This is a genomic window from Microbulbifer maximicatervae (SeqCode) (assembly GCF_052468095.1).
Genome location: NZ_CP174332.1, coordinates 2,832,488 through 2,856,454 on the forward strand (window position 1 = coordinate 2,832,488; position 23,967 = coordinate 2,856,454).

Sequence of the window (23,967 nt, forward strand, 5' to 3'; positions counted from 1 at the left end):
AGCTACCCTTGCTTCTTATCCTGAATGAAATCCCTTACCTGCTCACTTAGTACGGCCATAGGAACATTGCCATTTCTCAGAATAATTTCATGGAAGTCCTTAATATCGAAGTCTTCACCAAGTTCATTTTGCATCAGTTCTCGCAAGGCGAAAATCTCGAGGGCACCAGAATCATAAGAGGTAAGCTGCGCAGGCATAACCGCCATTCGGTCCATCAGAGTCCTCGGGCCTTTTGCAAATGAAGCGCCAGAATCCTGCAAAAACTCCGCAACCTTTTCATCACTCCAACCGAGTACATGCATTGCGGTGTCCGCTACCATACCTCGCGCAGGCCATGCTCTCCTTAGGATCTTGGTTGACCCATACTGATACATTCCCGCTTCCTCCGCTAGATGTTCAGAGTACCTACCCCAACCTTCAGCAAAAGCAGAGTTAGACAAAGCATCTTCTATTTTGTGAAACTTTTCTTGCTCTTGTACGAGAGCAATTTGCATATGATGGCCCGGGTACCCTTCGTGGATAGTAACCTTCTCTGCAGAAGCGTAAGACTCATCCCTGTAAGTTGTCGGATCATATCCAAATCTCGCCTTGCGCTCCTTGGTGCCCGGAATATAGTGTGCGCTGCGACCTGAGCCCTGTTCATGCTCAGGGATAGCTTTTACTTCCATTTCGATCAAAGGCATTTCATGGAAGAAATCAACGGTTAAATCTCTAGACTTATCAACCAGGCGCTCATAAAACTGATGCATCTCATCAGCGCTATTAAATTTCTGAGTTTTATCCTCACTGGCCCTTGCCACTGCCTCAGAATAGGAATCTACTTGATAGAACTCCTTGCCTAAGCGAACCACTTCGCTCTTGTTTGAGTTGACAGCACTTAAACCCAACTCAAAAACTTCTTCTGGTGTTCTCTGCAAAGTCGTATAAGAACGATACTGAGCCATATAACATTCACGGCCATTAGGAATCGCATGGATACCAAGCTCGGCTCTGGCTTCAGGTAAATAGGCAGACTCTAGAAAATTCTTGTAATTCTCCATTGAGGGGATAACGTGATCTGAAAGCACCTGTTTAAATGCAGCTTCAAACTCAGGGTCCCCAGCTTTCTTCGCTAACCCCAAGAACGGGTGCTCATCGATAGGTACTTGGGTCAAGCCACCAACTTGCTGAATGACTCGCTTAACCACACTCTGAGGTGCGGAGTAACCTTGCTCTAACCCCCGGCGGAGATTGGCTATTTCTTGCTCATAGTAACGAGCCGCGTCAAGCCAACGTTCAATCGCATCTGCCTTTTCTTGGGCTGTTTCAACCGGCTGTACCTCAGTCAAAAAGCCAAGAATGATATGAGGGCCAAACATATGATCAACAGACCAGAGTTCAGTCTTACACACCCTTAGGCCAACATTGGACTCTAGTCGCTCTTTCAGTTTGAAGTAGAATACCTTCTCTTGATCACTTTTTAGACCATCAAGATCTATCTCTGCCAATTTATTGAGTATTCTGTCCTCAGATGCCGCTAGAGAAGCAGCGTTACTGGGGGAGTTACTTAAAAAAAGGTTGTGCCTGTCCAGCTCCATATCTGAGAAGTAAGCGTACGGCTGGAAGTTTTCTAAATAAGCTTCAGCATATTGATCCGCTAGATCATGGAGTAGCGCCGAGTTGTCAATAGCTTCCCTACCGGCCACATCAGTTTGGTTATCAGTAACTGAGCACCCCATTAGGACCGATGAAACTACCAATACACCTAAACCCGCTCTTTTTACATTAATCATTCTTATAAGACCGCAACATAAAACTCATTAAAAAGGTTTCTATAAAGAAAACTTCAACTTCCTGTTTTATAGTAGGCACTGTAACAAAATGAGTTTCAACACCTCAAATGCGGAATATCGGCGAAGCGAGGATATTTATAGATAAATCCCAGAGATAGAGCGCGGAACTCGTTTAATTGACAGAGTCACAAGTAACAAGCGCTAGCAACTTGACATAGAGACCACCTAAGCCTCCATTAACCTATGCACTTGAAGGGTATGGCGATGCATAAGAAGCCCACTTTAATAAAAATGGGCTTCTTAAAGAACAGTAATTCCTTATAACACCGATGAATGTTACTTCATTTATATTACGGCACTAACTGGTAGCTATTACCTAAGTCGTCTTGTACCACCTCAGCAATACCATCGATGGCGGAGACTTCTAATGGCTCACTTAGAATGCGACTTCTAAATGTCCAGCCTTCTGGCAGATTGAGGCGACTTCCCAGGTCTTTTAAATCGTCAAACTGAAGATCAGAGACCTCAATATGACTAAATGATTGCATAATATACACCTGCCCATTGATATCAGTTAGCTCGTAAACACGACGGCCTTCATAAAACAACCAAGTATTATTCCTTAGTACTTGTCCAGGAATATAGGAAACACTCTCTCCGAGATCAGAACTATAATTCATGGTAGTCAATAAGCGCATTTCTAAGTCACCAAAAAAACGGTATTCATCATCCGGACTGGGTGAGACAATATCGCCACCTAAAATTTCATCCACCACAAAAAAACGCGGCCCATTAGGGATTGCAAAAAGCGCACCATACTCAATTTCTATATCGTTGAAGTTGATAGCATCCCACTGACTTTGGGGACAAAAATTAACACCCGGGGTACCCCAAATCTCTGTTGACTCCTCAGCTCCGTCTAGATAAGACAGTAATATCTCACAATAGCGAAAATTAAAGAGTGGACCGCCAGCTTGCAATGGTTCCTCAACCGTAGTATTTCGCAAGAAATCTAAAAAGTGTATGGCCAATTCCTCGCCTACATCGTCTTGAATAAAGTGGCCTGCAGCAAAGCGCCTATGATCACCATCATCCGAACCTGGTACATGCTCCACCCACTTCTGTTGCGTTTCAATACTCCCCAAGTTGATATCATACTCACCGGCATTAAACATAAATGGGTTGTGAAAAGCTCCAAGTGTTTTCCAGGCAGAAAAATTCTGCATTTCAATGCCTACCATCATCGCAGGAAATGCTCGTATTGCCGCTTTATACTCAATATTTGGGTAGGGGGCGTTATACGCAAGTACTTCCTCATCACTTAGCAGGTTAATAGTCAATGTTTGTACCACATCTCCAGCAATTAATTCCGGTACACTAGAAGCATAGTTAATCCATTGTTGGAATCCCTCCACCCTGTCAGTCGATTTTGAAGTAAAGAATGTTTCTGCATCACCCAGTGATTCATCAATCTCAAAAGTCGGGTATATATAAGGATTTCCCCCCAATGGAATCACCGGAAGGTCACCATTCGCGACAACTAGCCTTTCGATAACTTGTGGCATATCACCTGCAATACGAAGACCAATAACACTTCCCCAATCTTGTACAAACAGATTAATATCAGTTAAATTTAACTTATCAATAAACGCCTTAGTCCAAGCAACATGTTGTTCATATTGATGAACTGTGACGTCGATCGGCTTGTCTGACCTTCCCATTCCAATATTATCTGGTGCAATCACTCGGTAACCGGCATCAGCAAGGATCGGGATCATTTTTCGGTATAAATAGGACCAGCTGGGTTGACCATGTAGTAACAGTATAACTTCGCCATTATTAGGCCCAACATCCACGTAATGCATATTTAAGCCGTCAATTTCTACGTAACTTGGCTCAAACTCATATCCTGAAAGGGAGTCAAAACAGGCATCGGGAGTAACAATGTATTCCAAACCCGTAGCGGTTGCATGTATTTCACTTTCAGACAATTTACAAGCATCGCTATTTGGGCCTGTAACTAAGGGAATCTCTGTCCCAGAGACATCTTCAGAGTCATCCGAGTCACAAGCAACCAATAGGGAACCCAAAAAGCAGATACCGAGCAGGCACCGGAATAGAGAGATATATTGGTGAGTTATAGATATAGAGACAAAAGAATAATTCATAATATAAACCTTCCTTTTACATTAAATAAAAATTCCTTTAACTGGAGAGGATATTCATATCACCATCAGAGCATCCACCTATGACAGAATTGTGCGGATGGTGAAAATCTCCGCACGACCAGAACTGTTGGAAGTTTTATCATTAATTAAACAGGGAAAACTCTATAAAAAAGTACATGACTAACTTCCGCCAATTTAAAAACCAGAGATACATAAACTTATGCTTAGATACTTAAAAATTTGCTTGCAATCGATAATGTTTTGTATGAACGGTGCATATTTCAAGCTCAATGGAGCAAATGGCAAGTTTCTTTCATATGAGATTATCTATATCATTCACTGTTGATATTTTGATATATAAAATCGATATTGAATGCAATATAGGCAAGGAACCTTGTTTGAATTTCGCAAAATAAATAAGATCCAAGCATGGATATTTCTTCTAATATGGCCATGGGTGAATATCTTTATCGTCTCTACTACACTTTATTCACTTGAGTCACTAACCCCCCACCTCTTCCTGTTGGCTACAGCTAAAATATGGGGAACATTTATTTTATGTCACCTTCTTTTCATTTTTATTGAAAACCTTCCCAACAGCCCTCTACGATTGTTAAAAGAAAAACACATTTACTTACTTAGACCAATTGTAGTCATTTTTCTATTTATAAGCATTGCACCGATCGTAGAACCCCCATTAACTTTCAAAGTACCTGACATTAAAATATTACCATTGGCGATAATGCTACTTGAATCGACAGTTTATATTTTTGCCATATATATATTTCAACAGCAAAGTTTCTTCTATCGCTCGCAGCTTCATGCACAACACGCAGAGCTACAAATACTTAAAATGCAATCAAATCCTCACTTTCTATTTAACACTCTAAATTTGATTGCATCAGAAGTCATTCAGCGCCCATCAAAAGCTAAAGAGCTCATTTACAGCCTTTCCGATTTATTGCGCGACACAATCAACTTAACCAAAACCCAATGGATAACTATTGAGGAAGAACTAAGATTAATCGAGTTATACCTCTTGCTGCAGCAAAAGCGCTTTGAGGATCGATTCACCTTTGATATTGACTGCCCACAAAATTTGAATGGAATGAATATACCTTCATTACTATTAATGCCAGCTGTGGAAAATGCCATAAAGTACGGTATTGCACCCTACGCTAGAAGTGGGCATGTGAGTGTAAATGTGGAACTAAATAATAGCTACATAGAAGTGGAAGTTCAGGATACAGGGGCATGCTTTGATGACAAGAATATCACTTATGGTGAAGGATTACGTATTCTAACTCAAACATTAAGAGTCAACTTCAGTGACAACCACGCCCTTAAGCTAAATTCAAGCGGTGAAGGAGCAAGTTTGAAAATTCGCTTCCCACAAGTAAATTCATCCATAACCCCGCAGGCTGAAAATGGCGAAAATGAATACTAAAAAAGTAATTATTGTCGATGACGAACCTGCAGCAAGATCCAATCTAATAGAAGTAATCAACACCTTCGATGAATTGAAAGTTGTGGCGCAAGTAACTGATGGGAAGTCAGCAATAAAGCAGATCATAACCAAAAGCCCTGATATCGTATTCCTTGACATTGAAATGCCAGAGGTGAATGGCTTCGATGTGGCTAATGCAACTCAACATATAAACTATCAACTTGTCTTCCTAACAGCCTATCAGCACTATGCCCTGCGTGCGTTCGACACAAATGCAATTGACTATTTGACAAAGCCTGCTCATCCAGAATTAATAAAGAAAAGCATTCGCAAGATATTACGGCAAGAGATGTATGCCTTAGGGCAACAGACGTCTTCGACAAGCGGAAACCGATTGGTTTTGAGTGATTATAATCAAATGAAGATATTTGAATATGACCAAATTAACTATATCGACAGTATCGGTCGTTATCGTCGCATCCACCTTACCGAGACAGGAGTTAAATCTCACAATACAAATACCATTATTTCAGATATGACTCTTGACAGTTTCAATGAGCAGCTGCCTAAGGAAACTTTTTACCGATTACATCGAAGCTACATCATTAACAGCCATAGAATCCTTGAATTAAAGTTACAGTCACGACGCCACTTTGTCCGGCTTTCCGGAACAGATACACTTATCCCAGTATCTCGCAGTTTTCTATCCATCTTAAAGGAGAGTATTAAAGTCTCAGCTAGCTCTCTAATTGGGTAATAGATGGCTCTAAGTAATCCCACAAATACAGCTATGAAATTACTCCGAGCCTCCATAATCCCAGAAACCTACATGTTCTTTTCAAGGAAGCTAATGATCGACCCAAAAATAGCTCTATGGTGCTCACTATCAGTAGGACCATGAGCCATTTCTGGATATAGTTTCCACTCATAGTCCTTATCAAACTTACTTAACATCATATTCATGCGGTACATATGTTCAACATCAACAGTTTCATCCTTCTCACCATGAATAATAAATACAGGCCTTTGAAGGTTTTGTGCAAGATATACCGGTGAAATGTCCTTTAGCTTGCCATAGTCTTTAACAGTATCTCCAACATTTTCCAGCAACCACTTACTTTGAGCCTCAGTTGCATAGGGTGAGTTCAGGTAGAGGTTAACATCTGTGACACCGGCCACACTGACTGCACAGCGGAACAATTGCTGGTGTTTGATAGCCATCATTAGTGCAGCATATCCACCATAACTCATTCCAACAGAACAAATTTCCGAAGACAAAATATCGCTTCGGTTACTTACCACCTTTGTTGCTTGAAATATATCTTCAAGCATTAAGTTACCCCACTGCTGAACACCCGCTTCCTCTAGCTCAGTTGAATAACCACTCGATCCTCGATAATTCACCCTTAAAACGGCATAATTATTCGCCACAAAGAACTGTGTATAGTAGTCAAAATACTGATGGTCAAAAACGCCAAGAGGACCACCATGTGGCATAACTATAAGAGGGAATGGCCCGTTACCTTTTGGCATGGTCAATATATAGGGAATATCCAATCCCTCCACTTTAACCTGGTCGTGGTATTGGCGACTCTCAAGCTGATCATTTAAATGTGGAAATTTTGAGGCCACTAGCTGGTCAATTTTCTGGTTTTTCCTGCTAAGGAAATAACGTCCTGGCTGGCCGTGGCTCTCACTATAGTATAGCTCTATAGTACTATCGAGGCTTCTTCCTACTGTTGTTTTTAGTAGACTCGCCATGCCATTTTTCTCTTGTCTATCCTCATCAATATATTGATATTCTAACCGTCCATTATGAACGACTTTTACACCAATCAACTCCCCTGTCGATTGCTCTATTACCAGATCGATAATATCGTAGCTATCAGATCGATAAGCTATGCTCTGTTCTCCACTAGTGAAATTGCAGCGGTAAACTACCCGATCTTTCTCCGAATTAGTATCTAAACAAAAGTAAGTTCCAGACTCCGGACTTATAGATACCGGTATAAGGATTCCATGCTCTGCTCCGGGGGCGGGCTCCTCTTCCAACTCTTCTTCAGACCAACTCTTTATTGGGCCGGTAGAGTGTCCATCAACAACTTTACTCAGATGAAGCTTGCTGTCATTGAAAAACAAAACTGACTTTGGCTGGCCTGATGAATCAAAAAACCAGCGTATCGCATACCCTTCAACTGAAGCCACTTCATTCTGAACTGTAAACTGGCCTCCATCTTTTCGTAAAAGTTTACTTGCTTTCTGTTTAAATCGGTTAAGCTTAGATACGTCAATACTGTATACCTTGGAGTAAATCCCACTTTTTGCATACAGAAAATGGCCCGGCCTGTTTGGCAACGCATGGACCAACCATCCTGGTGTTTTTACCTCAAATATTTCTGGAGGCTGGCCTTCGGAGCCTGAGACATCAAGCACTAATAGTCGATAAGCTGGCTTGGTATCTAATAAATTTTTAACACCCTTCTTGACTTCCTTAAACTGGGCAACAAGATACTTTGGGCCAACCCAACGGATAAATTGAATTGATGCATCCCTGGATGTCAATGTTTCGAGATCAATCAGGGTATGACTAGACCCATCTTCACGACTCCAAATATCTAACTTTTGACTAGTATCACTCTGCTTAATGGACGCTACCAATCTTCCATCAGGACTGACTTGTGCTGTTATAGTATCAATCGATTTAAAGTAGCTTTCTGCTGGCATTGCTACTACTGGACCAATTTTCACCAAAATGCACAACAAAACCAATAAAGTCCCTCGAAAAAAAACAATCATTGGTTTATCTCCAAAGGACTTAACCAACTTTGCAAGAATTCATCTTGTACTCCCGCACCAGATACCAGAGGATACAACTCAGTTAATGAATTTATAGCTTCTTGAATTCCATCTAAATCTGTTGCTATTCGATTTTTGAAATAGACCTCTACCGTATCTGACTTTCTTTGCTTACCTATAAACAAGCTACCAATATAATTTGTTTTTTTAGCTTCCACATGAAAACGCCAAGTACGCTGCTTAGCAGTATCTAGCTTGTAGGGAAGATTGAAGTAAGGTGCATTTATTTGGGTAATTTGGTACAGGCCAGCTGGGACTGTCATCAGGTAAAAACCTTCGGACTTATCCTTAAGGCTGACTTTATAACGACCTTTCTTTCGCAGTTTATATTTTTGCCCACTCAGCAGGTATTTATTTCCATTAGCGTACATCTTAGCAAACTCAATTGAGGGCGCAGTACCCCCTACATCTAGCTTAACCAAAACATACCCACGTCCGCCCTCTAACTCAGGTGGACTATCATAGGGTACCAATGACAGTGTCCGAGCAATTACTGATTCAGACACAAGGATTGCCGCAAATATTAAGCCTTTAAGAAGAGTATCTACTCCACTTACCTGATAGCCTACCGGCATCACGCTTCTAAAATTTAGTGTCAAAATAACACTTCCATATGTTTATTTATAAATAAGTGACAACGTTTTAAATACTATCTCAGAGCCAAATGCAATACAATTGCCAAGCTTTGGTCCAAATTATGGAGAATAATATGTCAGGGATGAACCCTCTCAGGTACGTTAAGTCTTGCCCACTTCTTTTAGCGGTCTGTTTATTATTTCTACAAGGTTGTGCGGGGCAAGTTAATATGCTACCAACATTGAAAGAAGACGTCCCTATTAGCGAACAAGATGGAATTGTTGTCGCTCGAATCATTAACGCCTCTGGTGTTGCCCTGCCGTTTAATCAACTCACAATTAACCCGGAAAACTTGAACGAGTCTAAATCCATAAAACCGGAACGTCTCCTTGCGGATCGACCAAAGCTAAATGGTACAACGGTATTTGCCTCTTCTGTCAAACCAGGGAATTACTCTATTAGTAGCATTCGGGCGTTCTATTCAAACGGTAATGGATGGTACAGCCGTTTCGTAAGTGCAGATGAGAAGCTGGGGACCTTTTCAGTTACGCAGGGTGAGGTCACTGATCTTGGTACTTTGATCTATTATCCAAAGCCACAAGGTGATAGATACCTAGACCTTTTGATTCGCGCGCCTGAATCAAAAGAAGGAGAGGTAATTGCAAAGCACTTTCCATTCATAAAATACGATCCTCAATCAATCAACGGGTGGCATATCGATGAAAATGATGAAGAGCGTGAGTCAGCTTATATATCCATTGCACAGAACCCCCTGACATACAGCGAAGAGTATATTTCTCCTGATAATTCCATCTACTTTCTTGGAAAGGTCGGCGTATTTATGAAACGTACTCCCGACGGGGACTGGGAGCTTGATGCTGTTGACACCAATCATGAACTAACGGCTATCGCACAAAACAATCATGGTGATCTAGTAGTCGGGGGGAGTGAAGGCGCCCTATTCTGGCGCTCTGCTAAAGGGGATTGGCTAGACATATCATTGGAGCACAATACTCACATTGAAAATCTGAGACTTCTAGATACAGGAGAGATAGAACTTCTAGTTACTCGCGACTTTGAAGTGAATATTTATAGGGGAGTAGTAGCAAATTCACAAGTAAAGTGGAAACTTTTGAATCAATACTCCTCAAGATCAGGTCAAGGATGGAAGCATATTGCGGAAGTAAAAATAGGGGAAATGAAAGCCCACACTAAAAGTGACCAACATATATACAATACAACTATTTTTGAATTCAACGGCCAGAATTACATAACTGTCCGTGAGCAATCAACGTATGGAAGTATTATATTTTCGCCAATCAATAGCGAAATCTTCATCTATGATCCTGAAAGTTGGATGATCGAAAAAACAGTAGATGATTTTGACCTAAATGCAATTGTTAACGCAGGCGCAGTTCAGTTAGGTGTCGAGGAAGCTGGCTTCTGGTCCTGGACAGGAAAGCCAACCTATTACAAAATTGATAAAAATGGCAACCAGGATAAAATAACTACGTACATTAAAGAATGTAAAGAGAGCAAATCTTCCAGAAATCGCTGTATAAATAGAAATTTCACATTTCGATCCGTTCCCTGGTTCTCAACTGACAATGAAGCCGTTGCGATTGTTGGTTTTTCACAAAGTAACTTTTCCGGCAGGAATCGTGAAACAGAAACCAGAATCTTAACAACAACGGATGGCGGAAAAAGCTGGATATCTACAGACAATAAACCACCTACAGACTATTGTACCTCTATAGTTCCTCTTGTTGCCGATCGTTTATTAGTTTCCTGCGATGGTGCCAATGGTGATTTCTACGAGTCGACCGACTTAGGGGCCAGCTGGAACCAGGTAAGACAGCAAGATAATTTCTAGAAAAAATAAGGTGGATACAAACATCCAATGTATCCACCTTATTTTAGTTGTAAAATATACTAAAGAATGGTTTTACTATAATAGAAAAAATAGTTATTTATAGCTCAAATCTCTGTAAATCTAGCAGTAAAATGTCGTAGAACTTGTGGCTCATACTCGAAAGCTAGCCCCCGCAATTCATTGGCCCGCGAGCAAAGTTCGATAATCGCATCTGCTACATAATCCATATGATCATTTGTATAGACTCTACGTGGAATAGTAAGCCGCATTAATTCTAGATCTGCTTTCTTTTGTTCACCGGTATCCGGGTCCCGCCCAAGAAGTAAAGAGCCAATTTCCACAGCCCTGATTCCCGCTTCTAGATACAGCGCATTGGTTAACACCTGTGCCGGAAACTGCTCTGATGGAATATGGGGAAGAATCTTCGATGCATCTACAAAAACCGCATGCCCACCTGTGGGATATTGAATGGGTACTCCAGCAGATCTCAATCGCTCTCCCAGATAGGCCACTTGGCCAATTCGGTAGCTCAAATAGCTCTCATCGGCAGCCTCATAGAGCCCCCGGGCCAGCGCTTCCATATCGCGACCAGCCATCCCTCCGTAGGTCACAAAACCCTCCATAGGGACGCAGCGGGTTTGTACGGCTTGAAACAGTTCCTCATTGTTTCGAATACAACAAAGGCCACCAATATTTACCATAGGGTCTTTTTTTGCGGACATTGTCAACATGTCCCCATATTGATACATCTCGCGAATAATTTCTAAAATCGATTTTTCTTGATACCCCTCTTCCCTTTGCTTTATAAAGTAAGCATTCTCGCAATATCGAGCCGAATCAATTACCACTGGGATATCATACTTAGTAGCAATTTCATAAACTGCCTGCATATTTTTCATGGACACAGGCTGACCACCAGAACTGTTACAGGTCACAGTAGTTATAATCGCACAGACATTGTGGCTTCCGTGCTCCTCAATAGTGGAAACCAGGCGTTGTAAATCAAAGTTACCTTTCCAGTCGTATGCTGTCGTGGTATCAAAAGCACGTTTATCTACCACATTAATTGCTTTTCCGCCATTTAACTCTATATGCCCTGCAGTAGTATCAAAGTGATAATTTGAAATAAATACAGGCTCCGTCCCTCCACGCACTTGACGCATACGCTCAATCAGAGCAGGAAACAAAATTTGTTCTGCTCCACGCCCCTGATGTGTAGGAACAACCAATTTATACCCGAAAAAATGCTCTACTGCATTGCACAAATTGTAGTAGTTTCGGCTACCGGCATAGGACTCATCACCAAGCATCAAACCCGCCCATTGATTATCACTCATTGCACCAGTACCTGAATCTGTCAATAGGTCAATATAGACATCATCACTGCGCAGTAAAAACGGATTTAATCCAGCCTTATTGAGTGCAACCTCCCTATCTTTATAGGTTGTCATCTTGATCGGCTCAACCATTTTTATACGGAAGGGTTCAGGAATTCGCTTCATCACAATTATCCTAACAATACCTGCCATACTGCAGGCAATAACAATCCAATTATTATAAGTAAAGTAATTAGTATTAGAGAAACAGGACCGAATTATATTTTAATTAAAGTTAAGCCCTGTAAAACATCTAAAAACTGCAGAAATACATCAACGGGATATTGTTCCCTACTGAGATTCAGGCTCCTCTGTCAAAAATGATTGTCAAGTATTTCACTTCTTAACTTATGGTACAATAGGCTGCATTATCTATATGGCTTTTTCAGTCACTTGAGTGAACTTATTATCGGGTTCTTAGGTTCACATTTCTTGTGACCGGAAGCCACTCTAGATTTCCCAAGTATCGAGATAAAAAATTACCTAATGACAACTTCGCTCACATTTTAAACATTGATGAACAGAGGTCCCAGAATAGAAACATCTAACTTATAAATGAGGCAGAAGATACTAATTGGATCCGAGCTTATCAATTAGTGATTCTTCTGCCCCACGTCATCTATCTTAGTTACCTTCTAATTTTGAGAGGTAAAACTGAAAAGCACGATGCGCCACTTGATGACCTATCGCCTGCCCTGCAGGTACTGAAGGCTCAAAGTGTACACCTCCCCATACACGACTGTTACCACAGTCCTCTTCAAATGAAGTCCAGGTAGGGAAATATAGATTCAAGTCAGTTTGTGGTGTTACACCAGGTTCAATCTGAGAGCTGCCAGACAGCGCAGTTACAGAATATCCCAAAGTATCGCCTTGAGGTAAAAACAAGCGGCTTGTCTCGGCATGCGCAGCACAAAAGCTAGCTGATGCGGAGGGATACTCAGGATGATCAGCTACAGGCAGATAGCTAGTCCACTGACTGGCGGGCAAATCATTCACAGTTCCCTTTCCTGCGCCCCCCCAAGCCGTTACAGGTTCATCCTTATAGATATACCGAACAGCAGAAAAAGGTCTTACTGAGTTATGGCGACGCTTTTCCTTCCAAATAGCAATTGCAGTATCAAAAGCTGCCATATTAGTCAGGAAGTCATAGTGTATGAAATCCATCAGGGATAAACCTTGAGATTCAGATGCAAAAACGGCAGCGAAGCCTAAGCTGAATATCTTCATATCAAATAGCTCAGCTTTCATCTTCTGCTCATCAGTTAAATTCGCTGATGTAGCCAATACATCATTTACTTGCGCTACGTAACTGGGGTAGTTCCAAATTTTGGATTTAATTGGTATCGGTGAAGTGAACTCATCAGGAGATTCGTAGCTGTAGGGCGTAGTCAAGGCAATTTGAGGAGTTACGAACTGCTGAACCCGAAATACGCCTGGTCGCTCCATTAAAACTGCCGGCTGCCATTTTGATGGAAAACGCAGCTTGTAGGCAGAATTAGCAGGTTTAAAGTCAGTATAATCGGCATAAGGCAAGCGATGATAAAGCTGGTTACCTTCATTACCTAACTGATTCATCCCATCATTGACACGTCCTTCCAGAACTTTTCTACCAGCATAATTTCCTATACCAATTGGTGTCGTCGTATCTTCTGAAATATTTTCAGGATCTAGCCCTAGCTCAATTAGCATGTCATCCCATTCAGATACCAAATGGGGAAATAAACCACTTAGTACTTTGTGGGAAGCATAGGTCAATGCAATATTTAACTCAGTATTATCTGTCGGCTCTGTCATTCGACTAATATCTGAGTAAACGCCCTTTGCTGTCGGATGATAAGGTGCTGTTGCATCAAACCAGGAGTTAGTGATAAGCGTTGTAAAACGGAGTACCAACGTCGCATCATTTGCAGCCGGAGACACTTCGAAGATTGCACAGGCTGCAGCTGGGATTATATTTTGTACCGCAACATTACAAGTTCCTAGCTCTTCAGAGCTACATTTTGGAGGCAATGAAACGTCCTCTAACTGAGGACAACTGATGGCCTGCGCTTGCCAACTTGCTGACACAAATACTAATCCTATAATACTTTTTAAAGCTTTTTTATAAGTTACATCTTTTAGCATTGGATTTTCCTTTTTGCTATATCCATGTGACCAATGTAGCATTCTAACTACCGATCACTTTCTAATGATAAACACCTAAAAACACTTCAAAACAGACTGCTCGTTCCCCCCATTTCAATTGTAAATAACCATAATTCCTGACATTCTTTTGGTGCCGACAGCACTTGTATTATCAGAACCAAAAATTCAAAACCAACAATTAAGGCAAGCTAATGAAATTACTTGCAAAGTAATTACTTGTAAAGATACCAGCTCACAGAAACAGTAATTTTTTGAGATTCAAATTATTGGCGAGCTCTTTTAAAAACCCAACAATCCATTTCTTCTTTTAACAAACTGCAAAGTCAAAAAAGTTACACCTTAGCGAATATTTTTGGATTAAAAGGGGCGTCACCCCAGCATATATTTTCCATATACACGAGCTAGCCCAACACACACAGTGATAAAAGTGCTAATGCGGCAGTACTTAATACTATAAATCCAGCAAATTTCCATTCAATTACCTAAATTACACTTTCTGCTGATATCGGATTTATTTGTCTTATTTTATGAGCATCCAAATAATTAAAGTCCACTTAACCCAAATACGGATAGCGTGGAGCTGCCATCATTGCCATTTATAACAGCACCAGCTATTTTATTTTATTCTACTAGGATTGTATTCACTAGGAAATTACAGGCACTTACCTGACGTTTCTTGAACAAGCACACTGAGTCGATCTGAACAACAAACTATCCCCTCAAAGGGAGTAAAATAATTAGCGAGAAGAGCTTTATGAACGACAGCCTCATACTTTAGTGTCATCCCTGGCAGCACAATGTACTGTTAAACGAAGCCATAAAGGTGAAAATACTACATACACATCTGAAAGGCTCTGGAATAATCGTTTATAGCAATTTCCAGAAATAAGCCAACCAACAGTGGATTGGATTCAGCTTTATCAAGAAATATTATCTTTCGAGTGCGGGCAGCGTTAAATCTAGGAAAAATAATTTCACTCTAATTTGAAATACTTAACATCTTTTCGACACGCCACAACTTTTATACCAACTTAAAATAACAAACATTTAAAATGCTCTTCCAAGAGCTGTGTACCAATTTTTACCTGCAAGCATATTACCCGCCTCCATTAGGTACTGAGCATCTTTAGTATCTATATATTTCTGACAAATATTGCCTATTTCACTACTTTTCAATTCATCTGAAAGCTTATCCCAATCACTTGGATCATTGTGAACCAGGGAGTAAAAAGCAAATGCTATTGTTCGCCAGTCTTCTCTATTATCTATTAGATGATCAAGGCTCTTTTTCATGAATAATTCTTTTAGTAAATACTAAAATCATGTGTAGATTTAACTATAGCGATAATTATCTTCACACTTTTTACTCGCTTATATCACCGTAAACGGCGATGCACACTGTGCCGAACACAGTGCGCCCCCAGACGCATGGAACACTCTTTATAGGTATCGCAACACACATTTTTACAATTCACACACCATTAATATACAACCTCCATCGTTAAGCAACTCTATATCTTCGCCTCTATTGTTCAGAAGACCATGCTGCCATCAGGATGATCAAAGTTCATGTCTTCCCCTGAGACAGTTCGCACAATCTACCGACGGACCTTTTGGCTCAAGATATTCTGTGACATTAATGGCCAAATCCTGTTGGTCTTCCACCAACTAAATTGAAATGTTATTCACCCTGTGCTCCTTAACAAGGTCCCAACGGAAAACTTTAAACTGCTGCGATTGGCAATCATACCAGCGCTGCACACCACCAATGCACTGACGAGTAAAGTAGCAATGATCCATAACCAATCAGGCTTGTAATTGATGCCAAATTGAGACTGATAGATCAATTGAGCCGTAAGGTAAGTACCTAGAATGGCCCCCACGCTAGCAATTAAAGAAGTCAACAACCACTCAAACAGGCTTAGTTTACAGCACGCAAGGCGTGATTGACCAAAGCTGATCAGTAAGGCATTCTTTTTACACTCATCAGCTTCATAGCCTTTGACCGATGCACTGATCACCAACAGTGCCAGCACAATAATCATCAAACTAAATCCAGATACCAACTTAATGACCATCGACAAAGTATCATCAAAGCGTTGCGTTAATTCGCGCACCGAGATTAACCGCAAAGTTGGATGACGCAGCCAAAGCTCTGCCAACTGCACCCAAGCAGTGTCAACAAGCTCAAGGCTACCCATATAAAGAGGCGATATTTGAAGCTGGTTCATGGTGCTTTGCGGCACATTAAACCAAAAGGTAATGGAACCTTTGCCTGGTACATATTTATGACTAGCTTTGATTTCAAAGTTCAAAGATTGCCCCGCAACTTCAAACCGCAATTGGTCGCCGAGCTTCAACCCCATATCAGTCATAACTTCTTGCTCCACCGATACTTGTTGCCAGTCAGCATCCCGATCTTGCCAGCGTTGGCCAATCACGGTTTGGTTGTTGTTTGCTTGCTTAATACTGAAATGCAAGCGGATAGGCTTCTGTAAGCTAGCCAAACTTTCGCTGGGGCCGGTGGTTAATTCCACCAAGGACTGACCATTGATATGGCTTAACTGCCCGTACCAAAATGGCTTTAATTGGCGAATCTCACTGCCAGTTTGCGCACTCCATTGGCGTATGTCTTGCACCTGTTGTTCATTGGCCTGGGTGATCATCAGATTACCATCGTGCTCGCGGGTATAGCCTTCCATGGTTTGACCAATGTCCTTCATCAAACTTAAGGTGAACAGCAACAAAGTGGCACACATGCCAACACCCAGAATTTGAATGGATTTGCTGAGCAAACGCTGTTTCATCATATAAAAACCAAGAGCCATGATGCCCGTTGTACGGCTCGTCACCGTATAGCCCAACCTCAATACCAACCAAGTCAATACCACCATCAACATCAAGGTGGCCGCCATAGCGGATAGAGTCATGGCCGTGAGCAGACCGTTATCAGAGTAAACAAAGGCCACCACAGCCACACCGATTAACGCAAATCCATATCGTGGCAATAGGTGATTCGGACTCGCCATTTGGCGAATCAACTGCGCCGGGGTTACTTTGGCCATCACTAGCCAATTGGGAATTTGGAAAATCGCCAATAGGGCTAATAACAGCATGTAACTGTTGAATAAATCCGTCCATACCCGGGTGGCGGATAGGTCCGTAAACTGTATCTGCATTTGCTGCAAAATTAGGTATTCCGCCCCCCATGCCAAGGCGGTTGCCGGAATTAGACCTGCAATGACTGTTAGTAGCCATTGACCAAATGATAAAGCAAACACTTGGGGTTTATTGCTGCCCATGGCTAAACACACCGCAGCAAAGCGCTGCTGGGATAACAACTGACGTCGACCGGCTTGGTCGATAGCAATGGCAGCCATCAAAAACAACAGTACCGATGCTAAACCCACAAAATTCTCAACCCGTTGCCAAAACATCGCCAGCGGATGGCCACTGTATTTATCATAAAACTGTGCAGTCACTAGCTCAGTAGTGGCCCACTGTTTGAGGGTGTTCAGTTCGCTTTCATCCCCCGTAAGTAAATAGCGAAAGCGGGCATTGTCTGCTTGTATCAGTGAAAGATCATCCAGGTGCACCAATGCACGCATCGCTACGGAATGGCCTTCGAGCAGACGGTCGGGTTCGTGTTGCACCAAACCTGTGAGCTTCAATTGTCCGTGTCCGATGTCTAAGGATTGGCCAAGAGTGAGCTGCAGCGAAGCAAACAATCGGCTATCGACCCAGATTTCACCGGATTTAGGCCCATGGCTCAGGGGTTCTCCTTGTCCATCCGCCTCAAATGCCACTTGCACTGTGCCTTGCACTGGATAAAGATCATCCACTGCTTTTAATTGAACCGCTTGCCAATGGTGATCATTGGTCAAGGTTACATTCACCAGCTGGCTCACACTCAACTGCCGCGCATACTGGTGCAACTCGCTTAGTTGTGCATCGGTTAGTGCTTGATTCTGAGAAATCACCAAATCGCTACCGAGCATTTGCTGCAAATTATTGGCTAAATAAGTTTGAATAGAACTGCTGGTTAAGCTGAGCGTTAAAATGAAAAACATCAAAGTTGCTTGGGTCCAGCGAATTAAGCGCACATCCGCTTGGTGATATTGCTGGCGGAATAACTGCCACACTAATAAAATCAGCATAATGGGCCCGCCATAACCGCAGCTTTGTTGCGCGCCTTGACCACTAATTTGCCTCGGCTCAATTGCAGTAAGGTATCGGCCTGCTGCGCTAATTCCATCGAGTGAGTGACCAGTACCAGCCCTACGCCGTTTTGCTGACAGAAATCAAACATCAATTGCGCGACATGCTGCGCGGTATTCTCATCTAGGTTGCCCGTAGGCTCATCGGCAAAAATAAATTGCGGCTGCATTACAAAAGCACGGGCAATGGCCACCCGTTGTTGCTCACCACCACTCAGTTGCTGTGGTTTATGATACATTCGCTCAGATAACCCTACCTTATCGAGCCATAATTCAGCTGTGGATAATGCGTGTTTGTCACCTTTTAGTTTTAAAGGCAGAGCGACGTTGTTTAAGGCATCAAGTTCGGGTAACAAGTGAAACTGCTGAAAAATAAAACCTGAGTTTTGACGTAGGTTCTTTAATAATTGTGGCTCACCGTTTTTCTGAAATTGCACTTCGCCAGAAACCGGACGTTCAAGGCCCGCCATTAACAGCAATAAGCTTGATTTTCCTACTCCGGAGGGCCCCACAATGGCGTAAGAACGGCCACTGTGCAGTTCAATATTTAAACCCTCAAACAGGCTGACCTGTTGTTTATCCAAGGTAAAATAATGGTCAATTTGCTTTAAGTGAATGCTACTCGACATAGTTAGTTTCTTTAAATAACTGGTTGAGTAGCACTTTAAAAAAGGAAAGGTAAAATGAAGGTGAAATCAGTAGAAATAAGTTACTAACTGGTGATAGCGCCGTGTTCTGCGTAAATTTTGTCCGACAACTATGATCTGTGATGCCGACTTTCTATTTTTATCAATCTTGAGCTTTTCAGACATCATTCTCCAAATTGACCCTCCGAAATTTGAAGTCAATTGATGCCCTTACCCTAAAATTGACTTTTGATTGCCAATACCTGCAAGCCCTAAGGCTTCTCCAGTACCGCCGATATTATGGGCACCTTACATGATTACCTTGTTAGACATCGGGATCAGCTATTGTAATGAACGGCTTAATATCCCTAGCAGGTCCATTTGGTGCAACAACAGGGCGGTAACTAGTAAACTCTGACAAAATATAGGAAATATCTAAAGTAGAATTGTCATCTAGCTCCAGGTTAATAATTAGTTTTTGAAGTTTATTAATTTTAAGACCAACCACACAGTTATAAACTTTTCCAATTGCATCCTCTGAACGTTCGATTACGTCGCAAGAGCCTCTATTAGCATTTAAAATCGAAACTCTTACTGGAGCAATATTAAAGTTCCCTATCTTAGAGTAGGTTCTAAACCGAAAATATATATTTTGCTCCTCACTCGCGGAAACTTTATTACCACTCAAAGGGATAATAGGCAAGCCCATAGGGCCCACTGAAAGCTCTTTATGACTCAAAAGTAATGGGTAGATAACAAGAAAACCATCATCGATAGGCACCGAGTAAAGAGGCGGCTTGTAAATCCCAGAACAGTGCTCGCCCAAAATACCTAATACAGCTTGGTCTTCTTCACACCAATCGTAAACATAGGTTCTCTGGTACTTTGGAGAAGGCTCAATTTCAAAGTTTTTAGTCTTACTAAGGGTTGAACAACCGGTACAAACTAAAAATACAAAAAATGCTGAAAATAGTTTCAATGCCTAACTTCCTTATAAATGCCGTAGTGGTAGGACAGCCGGTTACCCGACAGCCCCCACGCAGATCCGGACGTGCGGAATTACCGTATCCGGCTCCTCCGTTATATTATTTACCGCGCAGCTAAATCCTATCAAAGCTATTCACTCTACCCATCTTCGCCTTTTCACCCAATGACTGAAGTGCATAAACTTAGATTCAACTGAATGTAATGCTTGCACTTTTGTTTTCATACAATATCCAGTCCTACATGTCCGGTGTATGTATCGACTGCAAGCTCAATATAACTGCCAGCCCCTTCGCCCTGTAGACGGCTTTCCCGCCCTCCGACTACTATGAGCTGGTCCGACTCCCAAGACACCATCGTTCGGCTCGCTTATTCAGCTACACCGCCCTACCCATTCCTTTGGGAGTTACCTTGGGTCTCACAAGTTCTCATTACATCTCTGTACGCATGCCACGACTTAAGAACTCCACTAGGTCTCCACAATCTTGCCATTCAGGTAGCGAAAACAAATTCACTCCTGAGTTGATTGCTTTGTTTGGACTTCGACCACGTTACAAGCCTCGTCACCTAGAATTTGCATTTCGAAGCGATACCAGCACTTCAGGAGCGCGCACTCCCTATGGCCTACATATTTCTCTGTCTACGCTTCACGTTGATTGTTCGCTCGTGCATCCTGCCTCTCAAATACCCCTAATTTAAAGCTCCGCACAACGCGCAAGACTCGATACTGGTGAGTGGCTAACTCATACCAGGCTGGGACTTTCACCCAGCAAGATGCAACAAGCTTCGCTTGTCGCACTAACGCCAAGCTAAGCGGCGCCGCTTGCGGCGTCCTTGCTTGAGCTTTTTGTTAAGTATTTTTGCCCAAAATAAATTGTTAATAACATTGATACCACTCCCCAAATAGGCCAATTCCAGGTGAAGAAATTACGCCAATGTGGTGCTGGAGACAAGACAATCCAAGCGAGAGATAAAACTATTAGGGGTATTGACTGGATCAGAACATTATTTTCCTTAGATAAAGCCAACACAACGCTACCCCCAATAAAGCCATTAATTAGCGCCAATACTCCATAAGTTAATCCGGGGTATTTATCGATCTGGAGTTCGAAAGCAATAAAAGAAAGCAAACCTTGTGCAACATACCATGTAGCTATTCCACACCAGATATAAAGAAATTGTTTTTTCATATAGTGATACTTAACGAGGGTGTAGAAAAACTCAGCCCTCTTTTCGTATTGTGCTTCTACGTGAAAAATAGCCTACTCATCAGTGAAAGCTAGATCAGAATTCACGTAGAATCACCATTTATGGTTAATATTTGATCACATCTAAGACAGCAAAGACATAAATTAGTTTTTCTACAGCCTGAACGCCGCCAGCAGGGGCAGCTTACCTTGTGCGCGTTTTGCGCAAAAATGCAAGCGCAGCGACCAGCGCAAAACGTGCACAAGGTAAGCTGTCCCGCGGAGGGCCGCAGGCCCGGAGCCATGCTGCCTGGCCTTCTATGATTGCTCTTGTCTGATTCTGATGTTGAAAATCCTTTTCGTTAACGGGTAAATTGAGACCCACCTTCGGCGGCCACCGAAGGCCTTGTTTATCACAGTTCGCTGCCTGGCCGGTTCGTAAAAGACCGATAACAAGTATGAACGTGATAAGCACTCACTAGGCATAACTCGGATAGTCATGTGGGCCTCGAGCCCGAATAGCAAGGCGGAGATAGCTTATCTTATGGAACCTCAAGAGATCAATGTCGGTATCGATACCAGCAGTAAACAACTCGATATTTATGTGAGACCTACTGGCCAGTTTTTTAGTGTTGCCAATGATAAAAGTGGCATTAAGGATGCCATTAAACAACTTCAACCCCTTAAACCTCTAAGAGTATTAATAGAGTCTACGGGAAGACTCGAGTTAGAGTTTGTTTGCGCCGCCGACAAAGCAGGATTACCTATTGTTGTTTGCAATCCTTCTCAGATAAGAAGCTTCGCTAAATCCGCAGGGCGCCTCGCCAAAACCGACAAGCTAGATGCAATGGATATTGCACATTTTGGTGAGGCCATGAAGCCAAGGCTGTCGGTACTAAAGCCAGAAAAGCTTAGGGAGATCAGTGACTTACTGGCGGTAAGAAGTCAGTGTTTAGAGATGAGCACAATGCAAAAGAATCGGCTTCAGAGAATGCCGAAATCAGTACACAAACCTATACAGACCATTCTAAACACCATCAAAAAAGAGCTACAAGGTATCGACAAGCAACTGGATAAACTGGTTAACAGTGTGTCTGAGTGGCGGCAAAGGCGCGACCTATTGTTGAGTGCTAAAGGGGTCGGAAATGTATTGGCTTATACGTTGATGAGTGAACTTCCCGAGCTAGGAAAATTGAACCGTAAAGAAATCGCTGCACTTGTCGGTATCGCCCCGATGAACCGTGATAGCGGCAGCTTCCAGGGAAAGAGACATATTCGGGGTGGAAGGCATCGTGTACGTACGGTTCTGTTTGTTTCCATTATGTCGGCCATACAATATCATCCCAAATTAAAGCCGATGTATAAGCGATTAGTCGACGCTGGCAAACCTAAAAAGGTCGCTCTGATTGCCTGCATGAGAAAGCAGATTACGATTCTGAATACGATGGTGAAAAACAACACCTACTGGGATGAAAGTATGGCTTAAAAACTTGACGAGTAACCATAGTCACTTGTTAGGCTTTTTTAATTTTCACGAATGGAAATACGGCCACTAGACACAGAAAATGTAACTTTGGGGTCATATTCACCGTCTCTCCATCTCCCCATGCTTCCATCGGCTTGATTCATTCGCCAAGAAATTCTATTACCGCTTATTTTGCAGTCGTAATAGAAACGCTTTCCGTCACTTGCTCTTGTTTGGTTAATTCTTACCATGCCGCCTTGCTCTATGGCCTCATTACGATCACCATTCATTGAGGAAAGGTATTGGATGGCAGCTTTGCAAACATCCGTTTTCGACACGCCATTTAAAGATGATGAAGAATTATCGCAAGCAGATAGCACAGAAGCAGCAGCAATAACAATAATGGATTTACAAAATTTAGGTTTTAATAACATAGTCAAAATTTCCTTCTCATGGTGCGGACTGGGAAGCCTAACGTCGCCATAAAAGGCGAGCAACTTGTTGCGAGTCCAGCGCTGAAAGCGCGATTTTTGATGGCTTTGTTAGAAATTCTATTCTCCACCAAAATCATAAGTATCGTAGCAAAACTGCGTACCTTCCGAACTAGAAAGCGCAACAACATCGTAATTGTCGATCTTATGACCCACGCAGATGATAGACTGCTCGATAGACCAATTTATCACTATAAATTTGTTTTTTGCTTCCGGCATACGTTCCAGCTCTACATACCACTGCATTTGATCTTTTTCTTCGTAATACCAATTTGAGTGGCTAAATAGTAATACCGAAATGGTCTTTTCATCTATAGAGCCATAGATTGGCTTAATGTTTGTAACCTCATACTCTCTCCACCAACCCATTTGCATACACTCATCTTCCGGGGCGCATGTCTCACCTTCAGAATAGTTCGAAGACTTGACAGATATAGGTGTTACAAGAGCTGATAGATCTACAGAAAATACCGCATCACTTAGGAGAACTAGAATTAGTGTTATTGGTATAAATTTCATATATTTCTAACGCCGTGCACAAAGTAAGATGTCAGCTGCCGCACCTTGTATGGTTGTTCTTGCCTGATTCTGATGTTGAAAATCCTTTTCGTTAACGGGTAAATTGAGACCCACCTTCGGCGGCCACCGAAGGCCTTGTTTGTCACAGTTCGTTGCTGCGCCGGTTTATAAAGACCGTTAACAAGTAGGAACGTGACAGACACTCACTAGGCATAACTCGGATAGTCATGTGGGCCTCGAGCCCGAATAGCAAGGCGGAGATAGC

The 23,967-nt window shown here is 42.2% G+C and carries 17 protein-coding genes; 4 read left to right on the top strand and 13 right to left on the bottom strand.

The window, feature by feature from the left end:
- Positions 1-2 precede the first annotated feature (2 nt).
- Entirely contained in the window at positions 3-1,772 is a 1,770-nt protein-coding gene (locus ACJJIL_RS12135) for a DUF885 domain-containing protein (RefSeq protein WP_445359806.1), read from the bottom strand.
- Positions 1,773-2,122: 350 nt separating this feature from the next.
- Positions 2,123-3,940, bottom strand: a complete 1,818-nt coding sequence (locus ACJJIL_RS12140) for a haloalkane dehalogenase (protein WP_413665469.1) — start codon at positions 3,938-3,940, stop codon at positions 2,123-2,125.
- A 394-nt stretch (positions 3,941-4,334) separates the two neighbouring features.
- Here ACJJIL_RS12140 and ACJJIL_RS12145 point away from each other — a divergent pair, with 394 nt between their 5' ends.
- Positions 4,335-5,387 carry a sensor histidine kinase gene (locus tag ACJJIL_RS12145; protein ID WP_445359807.1) on the top strand — a complete coding sequence of 351 codons (1,053 nt, stop codon included), beginning with the start codon at positions 4,335-4,337 and terminating at the stop codon, positions 5,385-5,387.
- Positions 5,368-6,144, top strand: a complete 777-nt coding sequence (locus ACJJIL_RS12150) for a LytR/AlgR family response regulator transcription factor (RefSeq protein ID WP_444941986.1) — start codon at positions 5,368-5,370, stop codon at positions 6,142-6,144. Before ACJJIL_RS12145 ends, ACJJIL_RS12150 begins: the two co-directional genes overlap by 20 nt.
- Before the next feature lie 68 nt (positions 6,145-6,212).
- On the opposite strand, the gene ACJJIL_RS12155 is transcribed toward ACJJIL_RS12150, so the two are convergent.
- Positions 6,213-8,183 carry an alpha/beta hydrolase family protein gene (locus ACJJIL_RS12155; protein ID WP_444941987.1) on the bottom strand — a complete coding sequence of 657 codons (1,971 nt, stop codon included), beginning with the start codon at positions 8,181-8,183 and terminating at the stop codon, positions 6,213-6,215.
- Positions 8,180-8,842 (bottom strand): hypothetical protein, encoded by a 663-nt coding sequence (locus ACJJIL_RS12160; protein WP_445359808.1) that lies wholly within the window; start codon positions 8,840-8,842, stop codon positions 8,180-8,182. The genes ACJJIL_RS12155 and ACJJIL_RS12160 overlap by 4 nt, the downstream gene beginning before the upstream one ends.
- Positions 8,843-8,952: 110 nt before the next feature.
- On the opposite strand from ACJJIL_RS12160, the gene ACJJIL_RS12165 reads away from it, so the two are divergent.
- A complete protein-coding gene (locus ACJJIL_RS12165; protein ID WP_445359809.1) occupies positions 8,953-10,692 on the top strand; it encodes a WD40/YVTN/BNR-like repeat-containing protein in 1,740 nt (579 codons plus the stop codon).
- Between the two features lie 104 nt (positions 10,693-10,796).
- On the opposite strand, the gene ACJJIL_RS12170 is transcribed toward ACJJIL_RS12165, so the two are convergent.
- The 7 genes from ACJJIL_RS12170 to ACJJIL_RS12200 all read right to left on the bottom strand — a co-directional run bounded on the left by ACJJIL_RS12170 (position 10,797) and on the right by ACJJIL_RS12200 (position 21,230).
- Positions 10,797-12,194 (bottom strand): tryptophanase, encoded by a 1,398-nt coding sequence (locus tag ACJJIL_RS12170; protein WP_445359810.1) that lies wholly within the window; start codon positions 12,192-12,194, stop codon positions 10,797-10,799.
- Between the two features lie 498 nt (positions 12,195-12,692).
- Positions 12,693-14,192: a vanadium-dependent haloperoxidase gene (locus tag ACJJIL_RS12175; RefSeq protein WP_445359811.1), complete on the bottom strand. Its 1,500-nt coding sequence runs from the start codon at positions 14,190-14,192 to the stop codon at positions 12,693-12,695.
- A gap of 1,068 nt (positions 14,193-15,260) precedes the next feature.
- The gene (locus tag ACJJIL_RS12180) at positions 15,261-15,506 is read right to left on the bottom strand and encodes a hypothetical protein (RefSeq protein WP_445359812.1); all 246 of its coding nucleotides are present in this window, start codon (positions 15,504-15,506) and stop codon (positions 15,261-15,263) included.
- Between the two features lie 392 nt (positions 15,507-15,898).
- Entirely contained in the window at positions 15,899-18,370 is a 2,472-nt protein-coding gene (locus tag ACJJIL_RS12185) for an ABC transporter permease (protein ID WP_445359813.1), read from the bottom strand.
- On the bottom strand, positions 18,364-19,059 hold the full coding sequence (locus ACJJIL_RS12190) for an ABC transporter ATP-binding protein (RefSeq protein WP_445359814.1): 696 nt from the start codon (positions 19,057-19,059) through the stop codon (positions 18,364-18,366). Before ACJJIL_RS12190 ends, ACJJIL_RS12185 begins: the two co-directional genes overlap by 7 nt.
- A 322-nt stretch (positions 19,060-19,381) precedes the next feature.
- Positions 19,382-20,035 carry a hypothetical protein gene (locus ACJJIL_RS12195; protein WP_444932945.1) on the bottom strand — a complete coding sequence of 218 codons (654 nt, stop codon included), beginning with the start codon at positions 20,033-20,035 and terminating at the stop codon, positions 19,382-19,384.
- Positions 20,036-20,849: 814 nt separating this feature from the next.
- Positions 20,850-21,230: a hypothetical protein gene (locus tag ACJJIL_RS12200; RefSeq protein WP_444905565.1), complete on the bottom strand. Its 381-nt coding sequence runs from the start codon at positions 21,228-21,230 to the stop codon at positions 20,850-20,852.
- A 541-nt stretch (positions 21,231-21,771) separates the two neighbouring features.
- Between ACJJIL_RS12200 and ACJJIL_RS12205 the strand changes: the two genes are divergently transcribed.
- Positions 21,772-22,713, top strand: a complete 942-nt coding sequence (locus tag ACJJIL_RS12205; protein WP_445359815.1) for an IS110 family RNA-guided transposase — start codon at positions 21,772-21,774, stop codon at positions 22,711-22,713.
- A gap of 38 nt (positions 22,714-22,751) precedes the next feature.
- Here the strand turns inward: ACJJIL_RS12205 and ACJJIL_RS12210 are convergent, their stop codons facing one another.
- Both ACJJIL_RS12210 and ACJJIL_RS12215 read right to left on the bottom strand, forming a co-directional pair.
- Positions 22,752-23,126, bottom strand: a complete 375-nt coding sequence (locus ACJJIL_RS12210; RefSeq protein ID WP_445359816.1) for a hypothetical protein — start codon at positions 23,124-23,126, stop codon at positions 22,752-22,754.
- Between the two features lie 117 nt (positions 23,127-23,243).
- Positions 23,244-23,702, bottom strand: coding sequence for a hypothetical protein (locus tag ACJJIL_RS12215; protein WP_444911051.1), 459 nt, complete (start codon positions 23,700-23,702; stop codon positions 23,244-23,246).
- Positions 23,703-23,967 lie beyond the last annotated feature (265 nt).